Annotated in this window: 16 protein-coding genes, 2 tRNA genes and 1 other RNA gene; 1 reads left to right on the forward strand and 18 read right to left on the reverse strand. The window is 49.7% G+C overall.

The features are described 5' to 3' along the window. Positions 1 to 191 precede the first annotated feature (191 nt). Entirely contained in the window at positions 192 to 590 is a 399-nt protein-coding gene (locus JFY74_14845; GenBank protein ID QQG27369.1) for a hypothetical protein, read from the forward strand. A 14-nt stretch (positions 591 to 604) separates the two neighbouring features. Here JFY74_14845 and JFY74_14850 read toward each other — a convergent pair whose 3' ends face one another. The 18 genes from JFY74_14850 to sucC all read right to left on the reverse strand — a co-directional run bounded on the left by JFY74_14850 (position 605) and on the right by sucC (position 15,074). Then, positions 605 to 1,321, reverse strand: coding sequence for a DUF554 domain-containing protein (locus JFY74_14850; protein QQG27370.1), 717 nt, complete (start codon positions 1,319 to 1,321; stop codon positions 605 to 607). A gap of 235 nt (positions 1,322 to 1,556) precedes the next feature. After that, positions 1,557 to 1,676: non-coding RNA, RtT sRNA (locus JFY74_14855), on the reverse strand. Between the two features lie 47 nt (positions 1,677 to 1,723). Next, positions 1,724 to 1,799 (reverse strand) — tRNA-Lys (locus JFY74_14860). Positions 1,800 to 1,850: 51 nt separating this feature from the next. Continuing rightward, positions 1,851 to 1,926, reverse strand: a tRNA-Lys gene (locus JFY74_14865). 175 nt (positions 1,927 to 2,101) lie between these two features. Beyond that, positions 2,102 to 2,878, reverse strand: a complete 777-nt coding sequence (gene cpoB, locus JFY74_14870) for a cell division protein CpoB (protein QQG27371.1) — start codon at positions 2,876 to 2,878, stop codon at positions 2,102 to 2,104. Between the two features lie 9 nt (positions 2,879 to 2,887). Next, on the reverse strand, positions 2,888 to 3,397 hold the full coding sequence (gene pal, locus JFY74_14875) for a peptidoglycan-associated lipoprotein Pal (protein ID QQG27372.1): 510 nt from the start codon (positions 3,395 to 3,397) through the stop codon (positions 2,888 to 2,890). A gap of 40 nt (positions 3,398 to 3,437) precedes the next feature. Further along, positions 3,438 to 4,730 carry a Tol-Pal system protein TolB gene (gene tolB, locus JFY74_14880; GenBank protein ID QQG27373.1) on the reverse strand — a complete coding sequence of 431 codons (1,293 nt, stop codon included), beginning with the start codon at positions 4,728 to 4,730 and terminating at the stop codon, positions 3,438 to 3,440. 139 nt (positions 4,731 to 4,869) lie between these two features. Next, positions 4,870 to 6,045: a cell envelope integrity protein TolA gene (gene tolA, locus JFY74_14885; GenBank protein ID QQG27374.1), complete on the reverse strand. Its 1,176-nt coding sequence runs from the start codon at positions 6,043 to 6,045 to the stop codon at positions 4,870 to 4,872. Positions 6,046 to 6,109: 64 nt separating this feature from the next. Continuing rightward, complete coding sequence (gene tolR / locus JFY74_14890; GenBank protein ID QQG27375.1) at positions 6,110 to 6,535, reverse strand: colicin uptake protein TolR; 426 nt, start codon at positions 6,533 to 6,535, stop codon at positions 6,110 to 6,112. A 12-nt stretch (positions 6,536 to 6,547) separates the two neighbouring features. Further along, on the reverse strand, positions 6,548 to 7,234 hold the full coding sequence (gene tolQ, locus JFY74_14895) for a Tol-Pal system protein TolQ (protein QQG27376.1): 687 nt from the start codon (positions 7,232 to 7,234) through the stop codon (positions 6,548 to 6,550). Beyond that, on the reverse strand, positions 7,231 to 7,635 hold the full coding sequence (ybgC, locus tag JFY74_14900; GenBank protein ID QQG27377.1) for a tol-pal system-associated acyl-CoA thioesterase: 405 nt from the start codon (positions 7,633 to 7,635) through the stop codon (positions 7,231 to 7,233). Before ybgC ends, tolQ begins: the two co-directional genes overlap by 4 nt. 133 nt (positions 7,636 to 7,768) lie before the next feature. Beyond that, positions 7,769 to 8,062, reverse strand: coding sequence for a cyd operon protein YbgE (ybgE, locus tag JFY74_14905; GenBank protein QQG27378.1), 294 nt, complete (start codon positions 8,060 to 8,062; stop codon positions 7,769 to 7,771). Then, a complete protein-coding gene (gene cydX / locus JFY74_14910) occupies positions 8,059 to 8,175 on the reverse strand; it encodes a cytochrome bd-I oxidase subunit CydX (protein QQG27379.1) in 117 nt (38 codons plus the stop codon). The genes ybgE and cydX overlap by 4 nt, the downstream gene beginning before the upstream one ends. A gap of 16 nt (positions 8,176 to 8,191) precedes the next feature. Further along, positions 8,192 to 9,331, reverse strand: coding sequence for a cytochrome d ubiquinol oxidase subunit II (cydB, locus tag JFY74_14915; protein QQG27380.1), 1,140 nt, complete (start codon positions 9,329 to 9,331; stop codon positions 8,192 to 8,194). 13 nt (positions 9,332 to 9,344) lie between these two features. Then, on the reverse strand, positions 9,345 to 10,913 hold the full coding sequence (cydA, locus tag JFY74_14920; protein ID QQG27381.1) for a cytochrome ubiquinol oxidase subunit I: 1,569 nt from the start codon (positions 10,911 to 10,913) through the stop codon (positions 9,345 to 9,347). Positions 10,914 to 11,637: 724 nt separating this feature from the next. After that, positions 11,638 to 12,807: a tetratricopeptide repeat protein gene (locus tag JFY74_14925; protein ID QQG27382.1), complete on the reverse strand. Its 1,170-nt coding sequence runs from the start codon at positions 12,805 to 12,807 to the stop codon at positions 11,638 to 11,640. A gap of 228 nt (positions 12,808 to 13,035) precedes the next feature. Then, complete coding sequence (gene sucD / locus JFY74_14930; protein ID QQG27383.1) at positions 13,036 to 13,908, reverse strand: succinate--CoA ligase subunit alpha; 873 nt, start codon at positions 13,906 to 13,908, stop codon at positions 13,036 to 13,038. After that, entirely contained in the window at positions 13,908 to 15,074 is a 1,167-nt protein-coding gene (sucC, locus tag JFY74_14935; GenBank protein ID QQG27384.1) for an ADP-forming succinate--CoA ligase subunit beta, read from the reverse strand. The genes sucD and sucC overlap by 1 nt, the downstream gene beginning before the upstream one ends. Positions 15,075 to 15,232: the final 158 nt, after the last annotated feature.

The following is a 15,232-nucleotide window of genomic DNA, read 5'->3' on the forward strand; positions in this document are numbered from 1 at the left end:
AACACCTGATACTAATTAATGCTCAGTATCGACGTTTTTTATCCTAAACAAAATACCGAAAATCCGCCCTGAAGTCGCGGTGTTTTTTCCATATTACCCGCCATTCTGTTTAATATGCTTAAAATGGTGAGGTGAAATGCGTAAGTAGCATGACTTGTAGAAAGTAGAAAAGAGACAAGGAGAGAAATGGCATGGCCAGCCTCTATATCAGAATCTATCGCAATACCCTGACCGTCAGAAACGTGGACACGAAACAAGAGGTAACAGAGCAATCAGAAACGCCTTTTACCACCACGCGCTTACTGCTCGGGCAGATGATCCCGGCAATGAAGCTATTAGATCGACTCGCGCGCAAGGTAGCCCCCAAACGACTGATCGATCTGTTCTCGTCACACAACGTTATCATCCATGCTATGGAGATGAATGAAGGCGGACACAGCCAGGTCGAGTTTGCCAGCTACATAGAGCTAGCCAAGAGCATCAGCCCACAAGGAAAGCATATTTATGTCTGTAGCAAAAATGTACCGCTAACCGATCAGGAAGTGATACAAATTTTTAGCGGCGACATGCCTTCGATCGTCAGCCGCTAATCAGACGATGCGCTTTAAGCGAAGAAGCGGTGCCAGTACAGAGAGATAGGAATAACCAGAACCAACGCAGGCAGGAAGTTCACCACCGCAAATGATTTGATCTGCGCGATCCGTAGCCCTACCGCAATCATGATAATCCCGCCACAGGCAGAAAAATCGCCCATCGTAATCTCTGTCATAAAGGGCATAATCAATTTGGCGGAGAAGAACAACAGCGTCTGGACAATAACCTGCGGTATCGCAATCGACATCACGGCAAGGCCAAGCGTGATGGAGAAAATCAGCGCGGTGAAAATATCCAAAGCAGATTTGATGATCAACAGCTGGTAATCACCGGTTAGTCCTTCCGTCAACGCTCCAACCACGCCGGTTCCACTGGCGCAAAACAGGACGATTAACGCGGTAAAATTCTGAGTGTAGACATCCTGTGGCAAACGGTGCTCCTGTGCAGGCAGCACGCGATTTAATCCCTTCTGAATCATCATACCAGCCCACTGCACGCCGGATTCCATGCGTAGCAGTTCGCCTAATGCCACACCAATCACGATAGCCAGCGCCACCGCAGGCAACTGCTGGACTTTCACAACCAGCGTCACCCCCATTGCAATCGACACCATCGCAAATGCTGGCGGAAGGCCATCTTGCAAACGCTGAGGGATAAAACGACGCAAAGCGATACCCAGACCACTACCAATCAAGATAGCGGCGCCATTAATCAACGGACCAATCATATATCTTCCTAAACAGGGCTACACGCGCTCCCTGTGGCAATGACTCCATCCCTGCTCGATAGGATTAGAAAACAGTTCCTGACGGGTTATATAGTCCATAGAGAGGGGCAAAAACCTAATATACCGCAAAGTCTTAACGAGTAGGGAATGATGATGGGCTTTATCTCACCGACGTGGCATGTGCGATATATAATTTAAAATGAATTTATTCGAGGAAGGAAATCTACTGCCGAAGTGGTGGGTCGTGCAGGATAACTCGGCCTTCGGGGTCAACGCTAACGCGTTGTTGTCTCGCTTCGCTCGGCTCGAACCTGCGACCAATCGATTAAAAGTCAAGATACTTGCTATGTGAATAACGAGAGGAATAGCGATTGTATAATGTTGAATTGAATTGCTAGGATATGGTGGGTCGTGCAGGATTCGAACCTGCGACCAATTGATTAAAAGTCAACTGCTCTACCGACTGAGCTAACGACCCGCAATGCGGAACTACTTTGATACTTAATGCTGTTATAACTGAGCTTGAAATTGGTGGGTCGTGCAGGATTCGAACCTGCGACCAATTGATTAAAAGTCAACTGCTCTACCGACTGAGCTAACGACCCAATTTCATGCTGCTTTAGCGTTTCGCTGTTTGCCTTGGCAACGGCGGCACATATTACTGATTTAAATTTTCAGCGCAACCTATTTTCTTAAAAAATTGTTTAATTGCTTACTCTTAAGACGTTTAGGCACAAAAATCGCTCATGATGCGCAATTTTTGTGCCAATTAAGACGGGGTTACGATGCAGATAAACGTTTTTGTGCCTGCTTTGCACTTTCCGTATTGGGGTACATTTTTACAACTTGCTGGTAAACGGCCTTGGCTTTATCAACCTGACCTTTTTCCTGCATGATCACCCCAACCTTCAGCAACGCCTCGGAACTTTTTGGTGACTTAGGATAATTTTTGACTACATTGGCGAAATAGTACGCCGCATCGTCCTTTTTCCCCTTGTTGTAATTCAACTGACCAAGCCAATAGTTAGCATTAGGTTGATACGTTGAATCTGGGTACTTTTTGACGAATGCCTGAAATGCGCTGATAGCCTGATCGTACTGTTTTTTCTCCAGCACGAGCGCGACTGCGGCATTGTAATCCGTATTCGCATCACCCGTACTGGCCGGTGCCGCCGTATTGGCAGCACCCGTATCAGTACCCGCCGCAGCGGCAGGTGCGCTGTCTGTCGTCGGTGTAGAAGATGATTGCGAACTTAATCCATCAATCTGCTGATAGATCTGTTTCTGTCGTTCAACAACCTGATTCAACTGATACTGACTTTCCTGAATCTGCCCACGGAGGCTGTCAATATCACGCTGATTATCAGAGAGCTGTTGTTGAAGCTGGGTTAAAAGCTGACTGTGAGCGTTAGAAATACGCTCCAATTGAGTGACGCGGTCTTCGACCGAGCCTGAGCCGACATTACTGATTGGCGCTTGGGCAGTAGCGGCCCAAGGGACCGCTACGCCAACCAGTAACGACAGACCCAACATGTGACGTCTGAAGTTACTGCTCATGCGATTCTCTTAATATACCAGAACGGCACGACGGTTTTTGGCATAAGCCGCTTCGTCATGACCGAGAACAGCTGGTTTCTCTTTACCGTAAGAAACGATAGAGATCTGATCGGAAGAAACGCCTTTACCTTGCAGGTACATTTGTACCGCGTTGGCACGACGCTCACCCAGAGCGATGTTGTATTCTGGCGTACCGCGTTCGTCCGCGTGACCTTCGATAGTCACTTTGTAAGACGGGTTGCTACGCAGGAATGCAGCGTGTGCGTCCAGCATCTGAGCGAATTCAGAGCTCACATCGTACTTGTCCAGACCGAAGTAAACGATGTTGTTGCGCTGTAATTCTTGCATCTGCAAACGAGCTTGCTCAGAAGAAGACATGTTGCCGCCGTCCATCATGCCGTTGTTGCCAGCACCCATGGAAGATTGGTCATTGTCCGCATTCTTGTTAGAGCTACAAGCGGCCACTGCCAGTACCGGCAGAGCCAACATCAGGCCTTTCAGCACTTTATTGAATTGCATTTCTTATGTCCTTTGACGAGTTTATTGTACATATCTGTACTTATAGATACGGCGACCAGGCAGGGAATTTAACCTGTCCATCAGTAGCCGGAAGACGCGCTTTGAAACGCCCATCTGTCGAAACCAACTGTAGCACTGAACCCAGCCCTTGTTTGGAACTGTAGATCACCATCGTGCCATTCGGTGCGATACTTGGCGTTTCGTCCAGGAACGTGTCCGTCAATACTTGTACGGCACCCGTTACCAGATCCAGTTTGGAAATATGCTGAGCTCCACCATTAGAACTCACCGTTACCAAAAATTTCCCGTCGGCACTCACGTCGGAGTCCTGATTCTGAGAACCTTCCCAGGTCAGACGTTGTGGCGCACCGCCGTTAGCATTAACTTTGTAAACCTGAGGACGACCAGCCTGGTCTGAAGTATAGGCCAAGGTCTGGCTGTCTGGGAACCAGGTTGGTTCCGTGTTGTTGCTGCGGCCATCAGTCACCTGGCTGATTTGCCCAGATCCCAAATTCATCACATACAGATTCAGGCTACCGCTCTTAGACAGAGCAAAAGCCAGTTTGCTGCCATCAGGAGAGAAAGAAGGCGCACCGTTGTGACGTGGGAAGGAAGCAACCTGACGGATTGCACCATTTGCCAGTGTCTGAATAACCAACGCAGAACGGCCACTTTCAAACGTTACATAGGCCAGCTTGCTGCCGTCTGCGGACCAGGCCGGAGACATTAGCGGCTGTGGTGAGCGGTGAACCACAAATTGGTTGTAACCGTCATAATCCGCAACGCGCAGTTCATAAGGGAACTGACCACCGTTAGTCTGAACAACGTAAGCAATACGGGTACGGAATGCCCCTTTGATACCACTCAGTTTTTCAAACACTTCATCACTGGCGGTGTGCGCAGCATAGCGCAACCACTGTTTAGTCACTTTGAACTGGTTCTGCGCCAATACGTTACCCGGGTTACCGGAGGTATCGACGAGTTGGTAAGAAACCAGATAGCTGCCATCAGCACTCGGTTGAACCTGACCAACCACAACCGCATCGATGCCCAACGCCGTCCATGCAGCAGGCGTCACTTCGGATGCTGTTGCAGGCTGCTGAGGCATACGGTTTGCGTCGATCGGGTTGAATTTGCCACTGTTACGTAAGTCAGCACCCACGATGCCGCCGACGTCTTCAGGCGCAGCGCCCGGACCTGCCCATTTGAACGGAACCACACCGATAGGACGTGCAGAGTCTACCCCTTGGGTAATCTCTATACGTACTTCCGCGTGAACAACCGCAGTCCACAGCATTAAAAAGCTTAATGCAACTTTCAGTACTTGCTTCATCTCATCTCCCTTATCCAGACGCGAAGTCTACGATAAATTAGCAGAATTTTAACAAAAACAAACCAATGTCAACAAAACAACATAACCTGGTTTATTTACCATCGTAATAATCTTAAATCTATTGGGGTAAACAGCCCGGTTACTGCGGTTTAAAGTCTATTGGCGCATTTTTAAAAGCCTCATAAACATCCGTACTTGGTGGCTTCGGTATTCTGGCCTGTTTGGCAGCCGCAATAGCCGCCTGACATAACGCCGGATCGCCGCCTTCAGCAGTGACGTCAATCAGCAGACCATCTGGCGCCAGCTTAATCCGTAATGTACAGGTGCGACCTTTGTAGAGCTGCCAGTCATAAAACTTGCTCTGAATGGCTGAACGCACCTGACTACCATAGCTATCAAGCGCTGCACCTGATGCACCGCTCTTCTTATTGTTACCTGTGCCCGCAGGTGCACCACCGCCAGACTTCGGCGCATTTTTCGATGAAGCCAGCCCCCCCAGCAAATCATCAACGGCGCTTTCCTGCTTAGCCGCTTCTGCTGCCGCTTTCTTTTTATCATCAGCGGCTTTCTTAGCTGCTGCGGCTGCTTCTGCTTTCTTCGCTGCTTCAGCGTCGGCTTTTTGCTTAGCCGCCTCGGCTGCTGCTTTTTGTTTAGCTTGTTCAGCCTCTGCGGCTGCCTTTGCAGCTTCTGCTTTAGCGGTTTCTGCTGCCTTCTGCTTAGCGGCTTCAGCGGCTTTTTCTTTAGCCTCTTCTTCTGCCTGCTTCTTAGCAGCTGCGGCCGCAGCAGCTTGTTTCTTCGCTTCGTCTTCAGCTTTCTTCTTAGCGTCTGCCGCCGCTTTCGCCTGCTGTTCAGCCTCAGCCTTCGCTTTTGCCGCTGCAGCTTCGGCTTGCTTCTGCTGTTCTTTTGCCTGCTGAGCCGCCGCTTCAGACTGCTTACGCTGTTCAGCCTGTTCCTGAGCCTGCTTTTTCGCCTCTTCCTGCGCTTGCAGACGCTCTTTTTCTAACTCTTTCAGCCGCTGCTGTTCAGCCGCTTGCTTCTGCTGGAGCTCTTCGGCCTGCCGTTCAGCCTGCTTTTGACGCTGCTGTTCAGAACGTTTCGCATCGGTCTGTTGCTGCTGTTGGCGGTTATATTGCTCCACCACTGCGCTCGGATCGACCATTACGGCATCAATTGACGAGCCTCCGCCGCCCCCGCTGGCATCCATCGTTTGCGTCGACGAACTCCAAAGCAGCAAAGCAATCAGTATGATGTGCAAAACAGCCGAAATAATAACGGCGCGTTTTAGCTTATCGTTTTGTTCGTTTGCCTTTAGCACAAGCGATTCCCAAAAACAGTGTTGCCAGAAATAGGCTTAACGATCATTACCGTGATGCGCTCATTTAAATCGGTTGTGTCATCAAACCAACGGATTTAACGCCAGCCTGATGCAACAAATTCAACGCTTTAATGATCTCATCATAAGGAACATCCTTCGCGCCACCAATCAAAAAGACCGTCTTGGGATTGGTTGACAGCCGTGATTGTGCTTCAGCAACCACCTGTTCTGCCGGAAGCTGCTCCATACGGTTTTGTTCAACAACCAGGCTATATTGCCCTATGCCTGAAACCTCTACGATCACGGGCGGATTATCATTGCTGGAGACCGTTTTTGAGTCGGTCGCATCCGGTAGATCCACCTCAACGCTCTGCGTAATAATCGGGGCTGTCGCCATAAAAATCAGCAACAGCACCAACAGCACGTCCAGTAACGGAACAATGTTGATCTCGGATTTCAGCTCACGACGGCCTCTGCGTACTCGTGCCATGCTCCCCCCTGATTACTTGCTGTTGTCGCTGGAGAACGCCTGACGGTGCAGGATAGCGATAAACTCTTCCGTAAAGTTGTCGTAGTTCTGCTCCAGTTTGCCCACCCGTTGGTTAAGACGGTTATACGCCATGACCGCAGGGATCGCCGCAAACAGACCGATTGCCGTTGCAATCAAAGCCTCGGCAATACCAGGGGCAACCATTTGTAAGGTGGCCTGTTTCACTGCACCCAGCGCGATGAAGGCATGCATAATCCCCCAAACGGTACCGAACAAGCCGATATACGGGCTGATAGAACCAACGGTTCCCAAAAAGGGAATGTGCGTTTCCAGCGTTTCCAATTCACGATTCATTGAAATACGCATTGCGCGGGACGCCCCTTCCACCACGGCCTCCGGCGCATGGCTGTTGACACGATGCAACCGTGCAAATTCTTTGAAACCTGAATGGAAGATTTGTTCAGTGCCCGTCAGGCTATCGCGACGAGTCTGACTTTCCTGATAGAGGCGCGACAGTTCAATGCCCGACCAAAATTTGTCCTCAAACGCCTCAGCCTCACGCGTCGCCGCGTTCAAAATTCGGGTACGTTGAATAATGATCGCCCAGGAAGCGATAGAAAAACAGATTAAAATCAGCATGATTAGTTTAACCAGAAGGCTTGCCTTCAGGAACAAATCAAAAACGTTCATGTCAGTCACTGCTTGAACTCCGCGACAATAGACTTAGGAAGCGCAATTGGCTTCATTTGATGTGGATCGATGCATGCGATCAAAACTTCAGCATGGCTTAGCAGGGTACCATGAGCATTAAGAATACGCTGGGCGAAAGTCAGAGAAGCACCACGCAGCGAGATAATCTCGCTTTGCACTTCCAGCATGTCGTCGAGGCGCGCAGGAGCAAGATACTCCACCGTCATCCGACGAACAGCAAACGCGACATGCTCACTTAGCAAGGCTTGCTGGTGAAAGTTGCGCTCACGCAACGCCTCGGTTCTTGCCCTTTCATAAAAGGCAATATAGCGAGCGTGGTAGACAATGCCACCTGCATCAGTGTCTTCAAAGTAGACTCGAACTGGCCAGCGAAACAACGAATTACTCACTCTACATCCCAGTAATGCATTAAACCTCGCTACTATACGCAAGAGAAATGAGGTTTGGAATGGATTGTGACAGCGGGAAGAAAATAATTATGGGCTGCAAGCAACCCATAACTAAATGGAATAGGAGGCTATTTTAACCGAAGAAATAGTACAATCCTGCGCACAGGATCACAAAGGCGGGAAGTGGTGCGAAAAACGCACGCCAGAGCAGGCGATATGGGCGAAAACCAACGCCATGAACAACGCCAGCACAAACGGCCCAAATCAACAGCAGCCCCTGCCAAACCGCGAGTTCACTGGTTCGTGCCGCAAAGCGCGTCGGATCCCAGAATACACAGCCAGCCAGCAGCAACGCCATGATAAGGGAAAGAGCCCTTAACGGGCTCTTATCCATTAGGCGATAGAGTTTATCGACCAGATCACTCATTTCTTATCTTCTTCAGCCGCTTTGCTTGCCTCACTCTGCTCAATAGCCAGGGCCGTGATGATCCCCAGTGAGCAAGCAAGAAGCGTTCCGAGTATCCAGGCAAAATACCACATAAATTAAGCTCCTTACTTAGTACATAGAGTGAGTGTTTTGCTCAATCTGCTCTTTGGTAATGCGACCGAACATCTTGTAGTAACACCATGCGGTATAAGACAGCACGATAGGAACGAAAATCATCGCAACCACTGTCATTACTTTCAGCGTCAGCAGGCTTGATGTCGCATCCCATACCGTCAAGCTGACGTTAGGCACAGTCACTGACGGCATGATGAACGGGAACATAGCGATCCCTGCGGTCAGAATCACACACGCGATAGTCAGAGAAGAGAACAGGAATGCCCAAGCCCCTTTCTCTACACGCGCCATAAGGGTAGTCAGCACGGGCAGTACGACGCCCAGAGCCGGGATAGCCCACAATACCGGATGGTTATTGAAATTGATCAGCCAGGCACCCGCCTGATGAACGACTTCTTTACGCAGCGGGTTAGACTCAGCCGCGGTGTTGATCGCAGACGTCACCACATAGCCATCAATACCGTAAACCACCCATACGCCAGCCAGAGCAAACGTCACCATCATCACCAGCGCGGAAATCTGCGCGGCGGATTTAGAGCGCACGTGCAGATCGCCCGTGGTACGCATCATCAGGTAGGTTGCACCCTGAGTCAGGATCATCGTCAGGCTAACCACACCCGCCAACAAGCCAAACGGGTTCAGCAGTTGGAAGAAGTTTCCGGTGTAGTACAGACGCAAATATTCATCGACGTGGAACGGTACACCCTGCAACAGGTTACCAAATGCCACACCGATCACCACCGGTGGGACAAAGCTACCGATGAAGATGCCCCAGTCCCACATGCCACGCCAGCGCGGATCTTCGATTTTTGAACGGTAATCGAAGCCGACAGGACGGAAGAACAGTGAGGCCAGCACCAGGATCATGGCAATGTAGAAACCAGAGAACGCAGCGGCATAAACCATCGGCCAGGCAGCAAACAGCGCACCACCGGCGGTGATCAGCCAGACCTGGTTACCATCCCAGTGCGGCGCAATGCTGTTAATCATAACGCGACGTTCGGTATCACCACGTCCCATCAGACGCACCAGAATGCCCACGCCCATGTCAAAACCATCAGTGATGGCGAAGCCAATCAGCAAAATACCGATCAACAGCCACCAGATAAAACGTAAGACTTCATATTCAAACATAGTGGACTCCTGTTTACCGTGCTTCCTGCGCAGCCGCTATAGGTTGTTCAAAATGGTAGCGTCCTGTTTTCAGGCTGCTTGGCCCCAGACGTGCGAATTTGAACATCAGATACATTTCTGCAATCAGGAAGAGCGTATACAGACCACAGATCAGCCCCATGGAGAACAGAATATCCCCTGCGGTCAATGATGACGCTGCAACAGCTGTCGGCAGAATCTCACCGATAGCCCAAGGCTGACGGCCGTATTCAGCCACAAACCAGCCAGCTTCGATAGCAATCCACGGCAGCGGAATACCGTACAACGCCGTACGGAGCAGCCAACGTTTCTGACCAATTTTGTTACGCAGAACAGACCAGAAAGACAGGCCGATGATTAACAGCATCAGAACGCCACAGCCCACCATGATACGGAAAGAGAAATACAGTGGTGCAACACGCGGGATAGAATCTTTAACAGCCTGTTGAATCTGCGTTTCTGTCGCATCAGAGACTTTCGGCGTATAGCGCTTCAGCAGCATGCCATAACCGAGATCCTGTTTGGACTGTTCGAACGCCAGTCTTACTGCCGGGTCGGTGTTGCCCGCGCGTAATTCTTCCAGCAACTGGTAAGCCTTCATACCATTGCGAATACGCACTTCATGCATCGCCAGCAGTTCTTTCAGACCCGTTACTTCTTTGTCAGTAGAACGCGTGGCAATGAGCCCCAGAGCATAAGGGATCTTGATGGCATAGTTATTTTCCATCGTATCCTGATTGGGGATGCCGATCAGCGTAAAGGATGCTGGTGCAGGTTGCGTTTCCCATTCTGCTTCAATTGCTGCCAGTTTGGTTTTCTGTACGTCACCCATTTCATAACCGGATTCATCACCCAGTACGATAACGGACAGGACAGAAGCCATACCGAAGCTTGCAGCAATAGCGAATGAACGCTTGGCAAACGCAATGTCGCGGCCTTTCAGCAGATAGTAAGAACTGATACCCAGAATGAACATCGCGCCCGTACAGTAACCTGCCGCTACCGTGTGAACGAATTTCACCTGAGCAACCGGGTTCAGTACCAGATCGGCGAAGCTCACCATTTCCATACGCATGGTTTCGAAGTTGAAATCCGATGCGATGGGGTTCTGCATCCAGCCATTGGCAACCAGAATCCACAGTGCAGAGAAGTTAGAGCCCAGCGCAACCAGCCAGGTCACGGCCATATGTTGCACTTTTCCTAAACGGTCCCAGCCGAAGAAGAACAAGCCAACAAAGGTCGATTCCAAGAAGAATGCCATCAGGCCTTCAATCGCTAACGGCGCGCCGAAAATATCCCCGACGTAGTGAGAGAAATATGACCAGTTGGTCCCAAATTGAAACTCCATGGTCAATCCGGTAGCGACCCCCAGAGCGAAGTTAATTGCAAATAACTTGCCCCAGAATTTGGTCATATCTTTATAGATTTGTTTGCCGGACAGCACATATACCGTTTCCATAATCGCCAGCAAAAACGCCATCCCCAGCGTTAATGGTACGAATAGAAAATGGTACATTGCAGTTAAGGCAAACTGTAAACGTGACAGTTCGACTACATCAAACATTTTGACTCCTTGCTCCTCGCAGGAAGGGATTAGCTTGCAAACGCTGACAAGCTGCCAAACATCCGGCCATTACACCCAAAAAGAACACAACAAGAATTGCTTTAACACAGGCTGTAATGAACGCTAGAAATACCGTTCACCAGGGCAGTCGCATCGCGATACCCCGACAGCAAGCTCAAGATAAATCACAAGTATTACAAATCGCGTACCCCATAGGGAGGTAGCCGTATATTACGCCTGTAATCCCCTACAATAAATAGGTTTTTACGTGACCCAGACTAGGTTTTTGGCTTCAAATCAACTTTTCCACTAGACGGCGTGAAAGACGATAATTGACCTCGCGCAATTTAAGCCTATTTCAGAAATTATATCCAGAGGCGTTTTTTGATCTAAAACAATTTAACGCTTTTCTCGTGATTGTCGCGTTGCATTAATTTCCTTATTACACTCATTGTTAATGCAATGTGACTTTTAGGTTTAATTAAAATTAATTCGGCAATATAATTTTTACTTTCCGTTATCGATTATTCACATGTGTTTTTATCTTCTATTTTATGTCAAATTTCTATTTTTTATTGCTGACAACCGCGCTGTATTTTCGCCATGAATTCCCCTGCCCTTCCCCCCTATGAATCGCCAGCTTGTAACGCGCCATGCCACAGCGGAGACCAAAAGGTCTCCGCTGTGGTTGCAGGCTAAGTGACACGTAGCAAGATGCTGCGATTTACTGCTTCGCTTTCATCCGTTCAATGGCGTTATCGTAAACCGTGTTACTTTTCTCGCTTCTTGCAAGCTCGTAATGCTGGAGTGCATCGCTGAACTGACCCGCATTCTCGTAGATTTTTGCAATATTGTAGTACGAGCTGGCACGCGTGGTTGCCGCGTTGCTACCATTTGCCAGCGCAATCGCTTTACGGTTGGCCCAAATGGCTTCGGCAATGTTGCCGCGTTTTTGATAGGTCAGGCCCAGGTTGCTATATGCCTGACCAAACGCGCTGTCCTGATCGATCGCTGCCAGAAAGAGTGTGGTGGCCTGCTCTAGCTCACCGCGCCCATAGGCGGCTTCGCCGTCACGATTGAGGCTTTTTGCCAGCGCGGTATTCCCAGTAACAGAAGCTGCCGTCTGCGCCGGGTTAAGCACCATTGGCAGCACATCGCTGTCCTTCACTTTGGTGAAATCCGCCTCGCCAACCGCATTGATATCTTCAAAATCACCGTTAGGGTTAAGACGGAAAACCGTCCAGATATTCCCTGCTTTATTCAGTGGGACGGAATATGAACGTACCTGTGAGCTGCCAACATAGACAAATACTTTTGCACGGCTTGCGGAAAGCGCTAATGAATTCGCCTTCTCACTATTTGAATAATCATGGACGGCATAAATATAACTTTCGCCTAAACGCTTTTTATCAATCGTGATCGTTTCTGGGCCAAAGCTATCTGTGTCATCGACATCAAGATTAGCATCGCGTCCATTTTTGTGGCTGAAATAAATATGATTACCCGGATAAATAAGGTGGGAATCTAAATCGTCAGGTTTTTCACCCCAGGTTAATACAATTCGCATCCCGTCCAGGCTTTTCATTACTGGACTAATCGCATAGGTCATACCATCACACGGGCATTTCACTACCAGATCGGAATACCCTGCTTTTTTAATGATCAGCAGACTGTCTTGATCGACGTCGAATGGTGCGTTAAGCGCCGCACGGCCCGCGACATCAGAACGTGCAGTCACTGACTGCGCACCGTTCTTCTGTAAAATAACCGTTGCATCATCAATTTTTTTATCTTTGACAGTCGCACTTAGCACTTCAATATTAATAGACTGTGCGCTGACTGCACAGGTAAATGCAGATAGTGCCAGAACTAGCGCTTTTATATTTCCTTTCACACAACATCCCCTTAAGGCAAATTAATTAATCATTCCCTGCTTACACATAAAAAATGAGATAATCATCACTTCTGTTTATCGCTAACAGCGCCTTTACAGGCGCGCGAATTATCCAATAAAACCCCGTAGAAGTCATGCGTAATTCAATTATGCCAATTATCCCAGACAGCCAAATTGGAATAAAAAAAGCCACCCGAAGGTGGCTGGTATATTTAATCGACTCATCGATTAACGCGATAATATCGCTTTTACTGCATCGCCGATATCCGCCAGGCTGCGAACGGTTTTAACACCCGCCGCTTCTAACGCTGCGAATTTATCGTCAGCGGTACCTTTACCACCCGCGATGATGGCGCCAGCGTGGCCCATGCGCTTACCTTTCGGTGCCGTCACACCCGCGATGTAACCGACAACTGGTTTCGTCACGTGCTCTTTAATGTACGCCGCCGCTTCTTCTTCTGCCGTACCACCGATTTCACCGATCATCACGATGGCTTCCGTCTGTGGATCTTGTTCAAACAGCTTCAGAATATCGATGAAGTTAGAGCCTGGGATCGGGTCACCGCCGATCCCCACACAGCTGGACTGACCCAGACCAGCATCGGTCGTTTGCTTCACGGCTTCATACGTCAGCGTACCGGAGCGAGAAACGATACCGACTTTACCCGGCAGGTGAATATGGCCCGGCATAATACCGATCTTACATTCGCCCGGCGTGATCACACCTGGGCAGTTCGGGCCGATCATCCGCACGCCGCTCTGATCGAGTTTCACTTTCACCGTCAGCATATCCAGCGTCGGGATACCTTCGGTGATACAGATAATCAGCTCAATACCTGCGTCAATCGCTTCCAGAATGGAGTCTTTACAGAACGGAGCGGGAACGTAGATAACCGATGCCGTTGCGCCCGTCGCTTCTACCGCTTCACGCACCGTATTAAATACGGGCAGACCCAGATGTTCCGTGCCGCCTTTACCCGGCGTCACACCACCGACCATTTGCGTACCGTAAGCAAGTGCTTGCTCAGAGTGGAATGTCCCCTGACTACCGGTAAAACCCTGACAGATAACTTTGGTATTTTTATTAATCAGAATGGACATTATTTATCCCCCACTGCTGCAACAACCTGCTGAGCTGCACCCGTCAGGCTGGTCGCGGCAATAATATTCAGGCCGCTATCCGCCAGTTTCTTGGCACCCAGTTCCGCATTGTTTCCTTCAAGACGTACAACAACCGGTACGTTAACACCCACTTCGGCTACCGCACCGATGATACCGTCAGCGATCAAATCACAACGTACGATGCCACCAAAGATGTTAACAAAGACGGCTTTTACCTTGTCGTCAGACAGGATGATTTTGAACGCTTCAGTAACACGTTCTTTCGTCGCACCGCCACCTACATCGAGGAAGTTAGCAGGAGAACCGCCGTGCAGCTTCACGATGTCCATCGTGCCCATAGCCAGACCCGCACCGTTGACCATACAGCCAATGTTACCGTCCAGCGCAACATAGTTCAGTTCCCACTGCGCCGCATGCGCTTCACGAGAATCTTCCTGACTTGGGTCACGCATTTCACGCAGCTCAGGCTGACGGAACAGGGCATTGCCGTCCGCACCTAGCTTGCCATCCAGACAGATCAGATCGCCCTGCTTGGTGATAACCAGCGGGTTGATTTCTACCAGAGCCAGATCGCGCTCAAGGAACAGCGTCGCCAGACCCATGAAGATTTTGGTGAACTGAGCCACTTGCTTACCGCTCAGACCCAGTTTGAAGGCCAGTTCACGGCCCTGATAAGGCTGTGGGCCGACCAGTGGATCGATCGCCGCTTTATGAATCAGCTCCGGCGTTTCTTCCGCCACTTTTTCAATTTCTACGCCACCTTCGGTGGACGCCATGAACACCACGCGACGCGTGCCACGGTCAACAACCGCGCCCAGATACAGCTCTTTGTCGATATCCGTTGCAGCTTCAACCAGAATCTGATGAACCGGCTGACCCTGTACGTCAGTTTGATAAGTAACGAGTTTTTTACCCAGCCAGTTTTCAGCAAAGGCGCGGATATCTTCTTTGTTGCTGACGACTTTAACGCCGCCCGCTTTACCGCGGCCACCAGCGTGAACCTGACATTTTACGACCCACGGACCCGCACCAATTTTAGACGCGGCTTCTTCCGCTTCACGCGGTGTGGTACAGGCATAGCCGGTCGGTGCCGGTAAACCATATCGAGCAAAGAGTTGTTTTGCCTGATACTCGTGTAAATTCATGATGTTCTATCCATTTAGGTTTGGAGATAAGTCGGCAGACGGTTTTTCATCACCGAGTCTTTCGGTAGAGAAAAGCGCCATTAACTCTCTGATATATTTGGATAACGCCGCTGAGAAGAAGCGGCCTGCATAGCACATAATCTGTGTATTTCGGGCGG

It is taken from the genome of Pectobacterium carotovorum, assembly GCA_016415585.1.
Taxonomy (GTDB): domain Bacteria; phylum Pseudomonadota; class Gammaproteobacteria; order Enterobacterales; family Enterobacteriaceae; genus Pectobacterium; species Pectobacterium carotovorum_K.

What these genes read in the sequence shown, in the direction of transcription:
- cpoB (QQG27371.1), bottom strand. Translation starts at nt 2,878, where the DNA reads ATGAGCAGTAACTTCAGACGTCACATGTTGGGTCTGTCGTTACTGGTT.
- cydB (QQG27380.1), bottom strand. Translation starts at nt 9,331, where the DNA reads ATGTTTGAATATGAAGTCTTACGTTTTATCTGGTGGCTGTTGATCGGT.
- tolR (QQG27375.1), bottom strand. Translation starts at nt 6,535, where the DNA reads ATGGCACGAGTACGCAGAGGCCGTCGTGAGCTGAAATCCGAGATCAAC.
- ybgE (QQG27378.1), bottom strand. Translation starts at nt 8,062, where the DNA reads ATGAGTGATCTGGTCGATAAACTCTATCGCCTAATGGATAAGAGCCCG.
- sucC (QQG27384.1), bottom strand. Translation starts at nt 15,074, where the DNA reads ATGAATTTACACGAGTATCAGGCAAAACAACTCTTTGCTCGATATGGT.
- JFY74_14850 (QQG27370.1), bottom strand. Translation starts at nt 1,321, where the DNA reads ATGATTGGTCCGTTGATTAATGGCGCCGCTATCTTGATTGGTAGTGGT.
- JFY74_14845 (QQG27369.1), top strand. Translation starts at nt 192, where the DNA reads ATGGCCAGCCTCTATATCAGAATCTATCGCAATACCCTGACCGTCAGA.
- sucD (QQG27383.1), bottom strand. Translation starts at nt 13,908, where the DNA reads ATGTCCATTCTGATTAATAAAAATACCAAAGTTATCTGTCAGGGTTTT.
- tolB (QQG27373.1), bottom strand. Translation starts at nt 4,730, where the DNA reads ATGAAGCAAGTACTGAAAGTTGCATTAAGCTTTTTAATGCTGTGGACT.
- pal (QQG27372.1), bottom strand. Translation starts at nt 3,397, where the DNA reads ATGCAATTCAATAAAGTGCTGAAAGGCCTGATGTTGGCTCTGCCGGTA.
- cydA (QQG27381.1), bottom strand. Translation starts at nt 10,913, where the DNA reads ATGTTTGATGTAGTCGAACTGTCACGTTTACAGTTTGCCTTAACTGCA.
- cydX (QQG27379.1), bottom strand. Translation starts at nt 8,175, where the DNA reads ATGTGGTATTTTGCCTGGATACTCGGAACGCTTCTTGCTTGCTCACTG.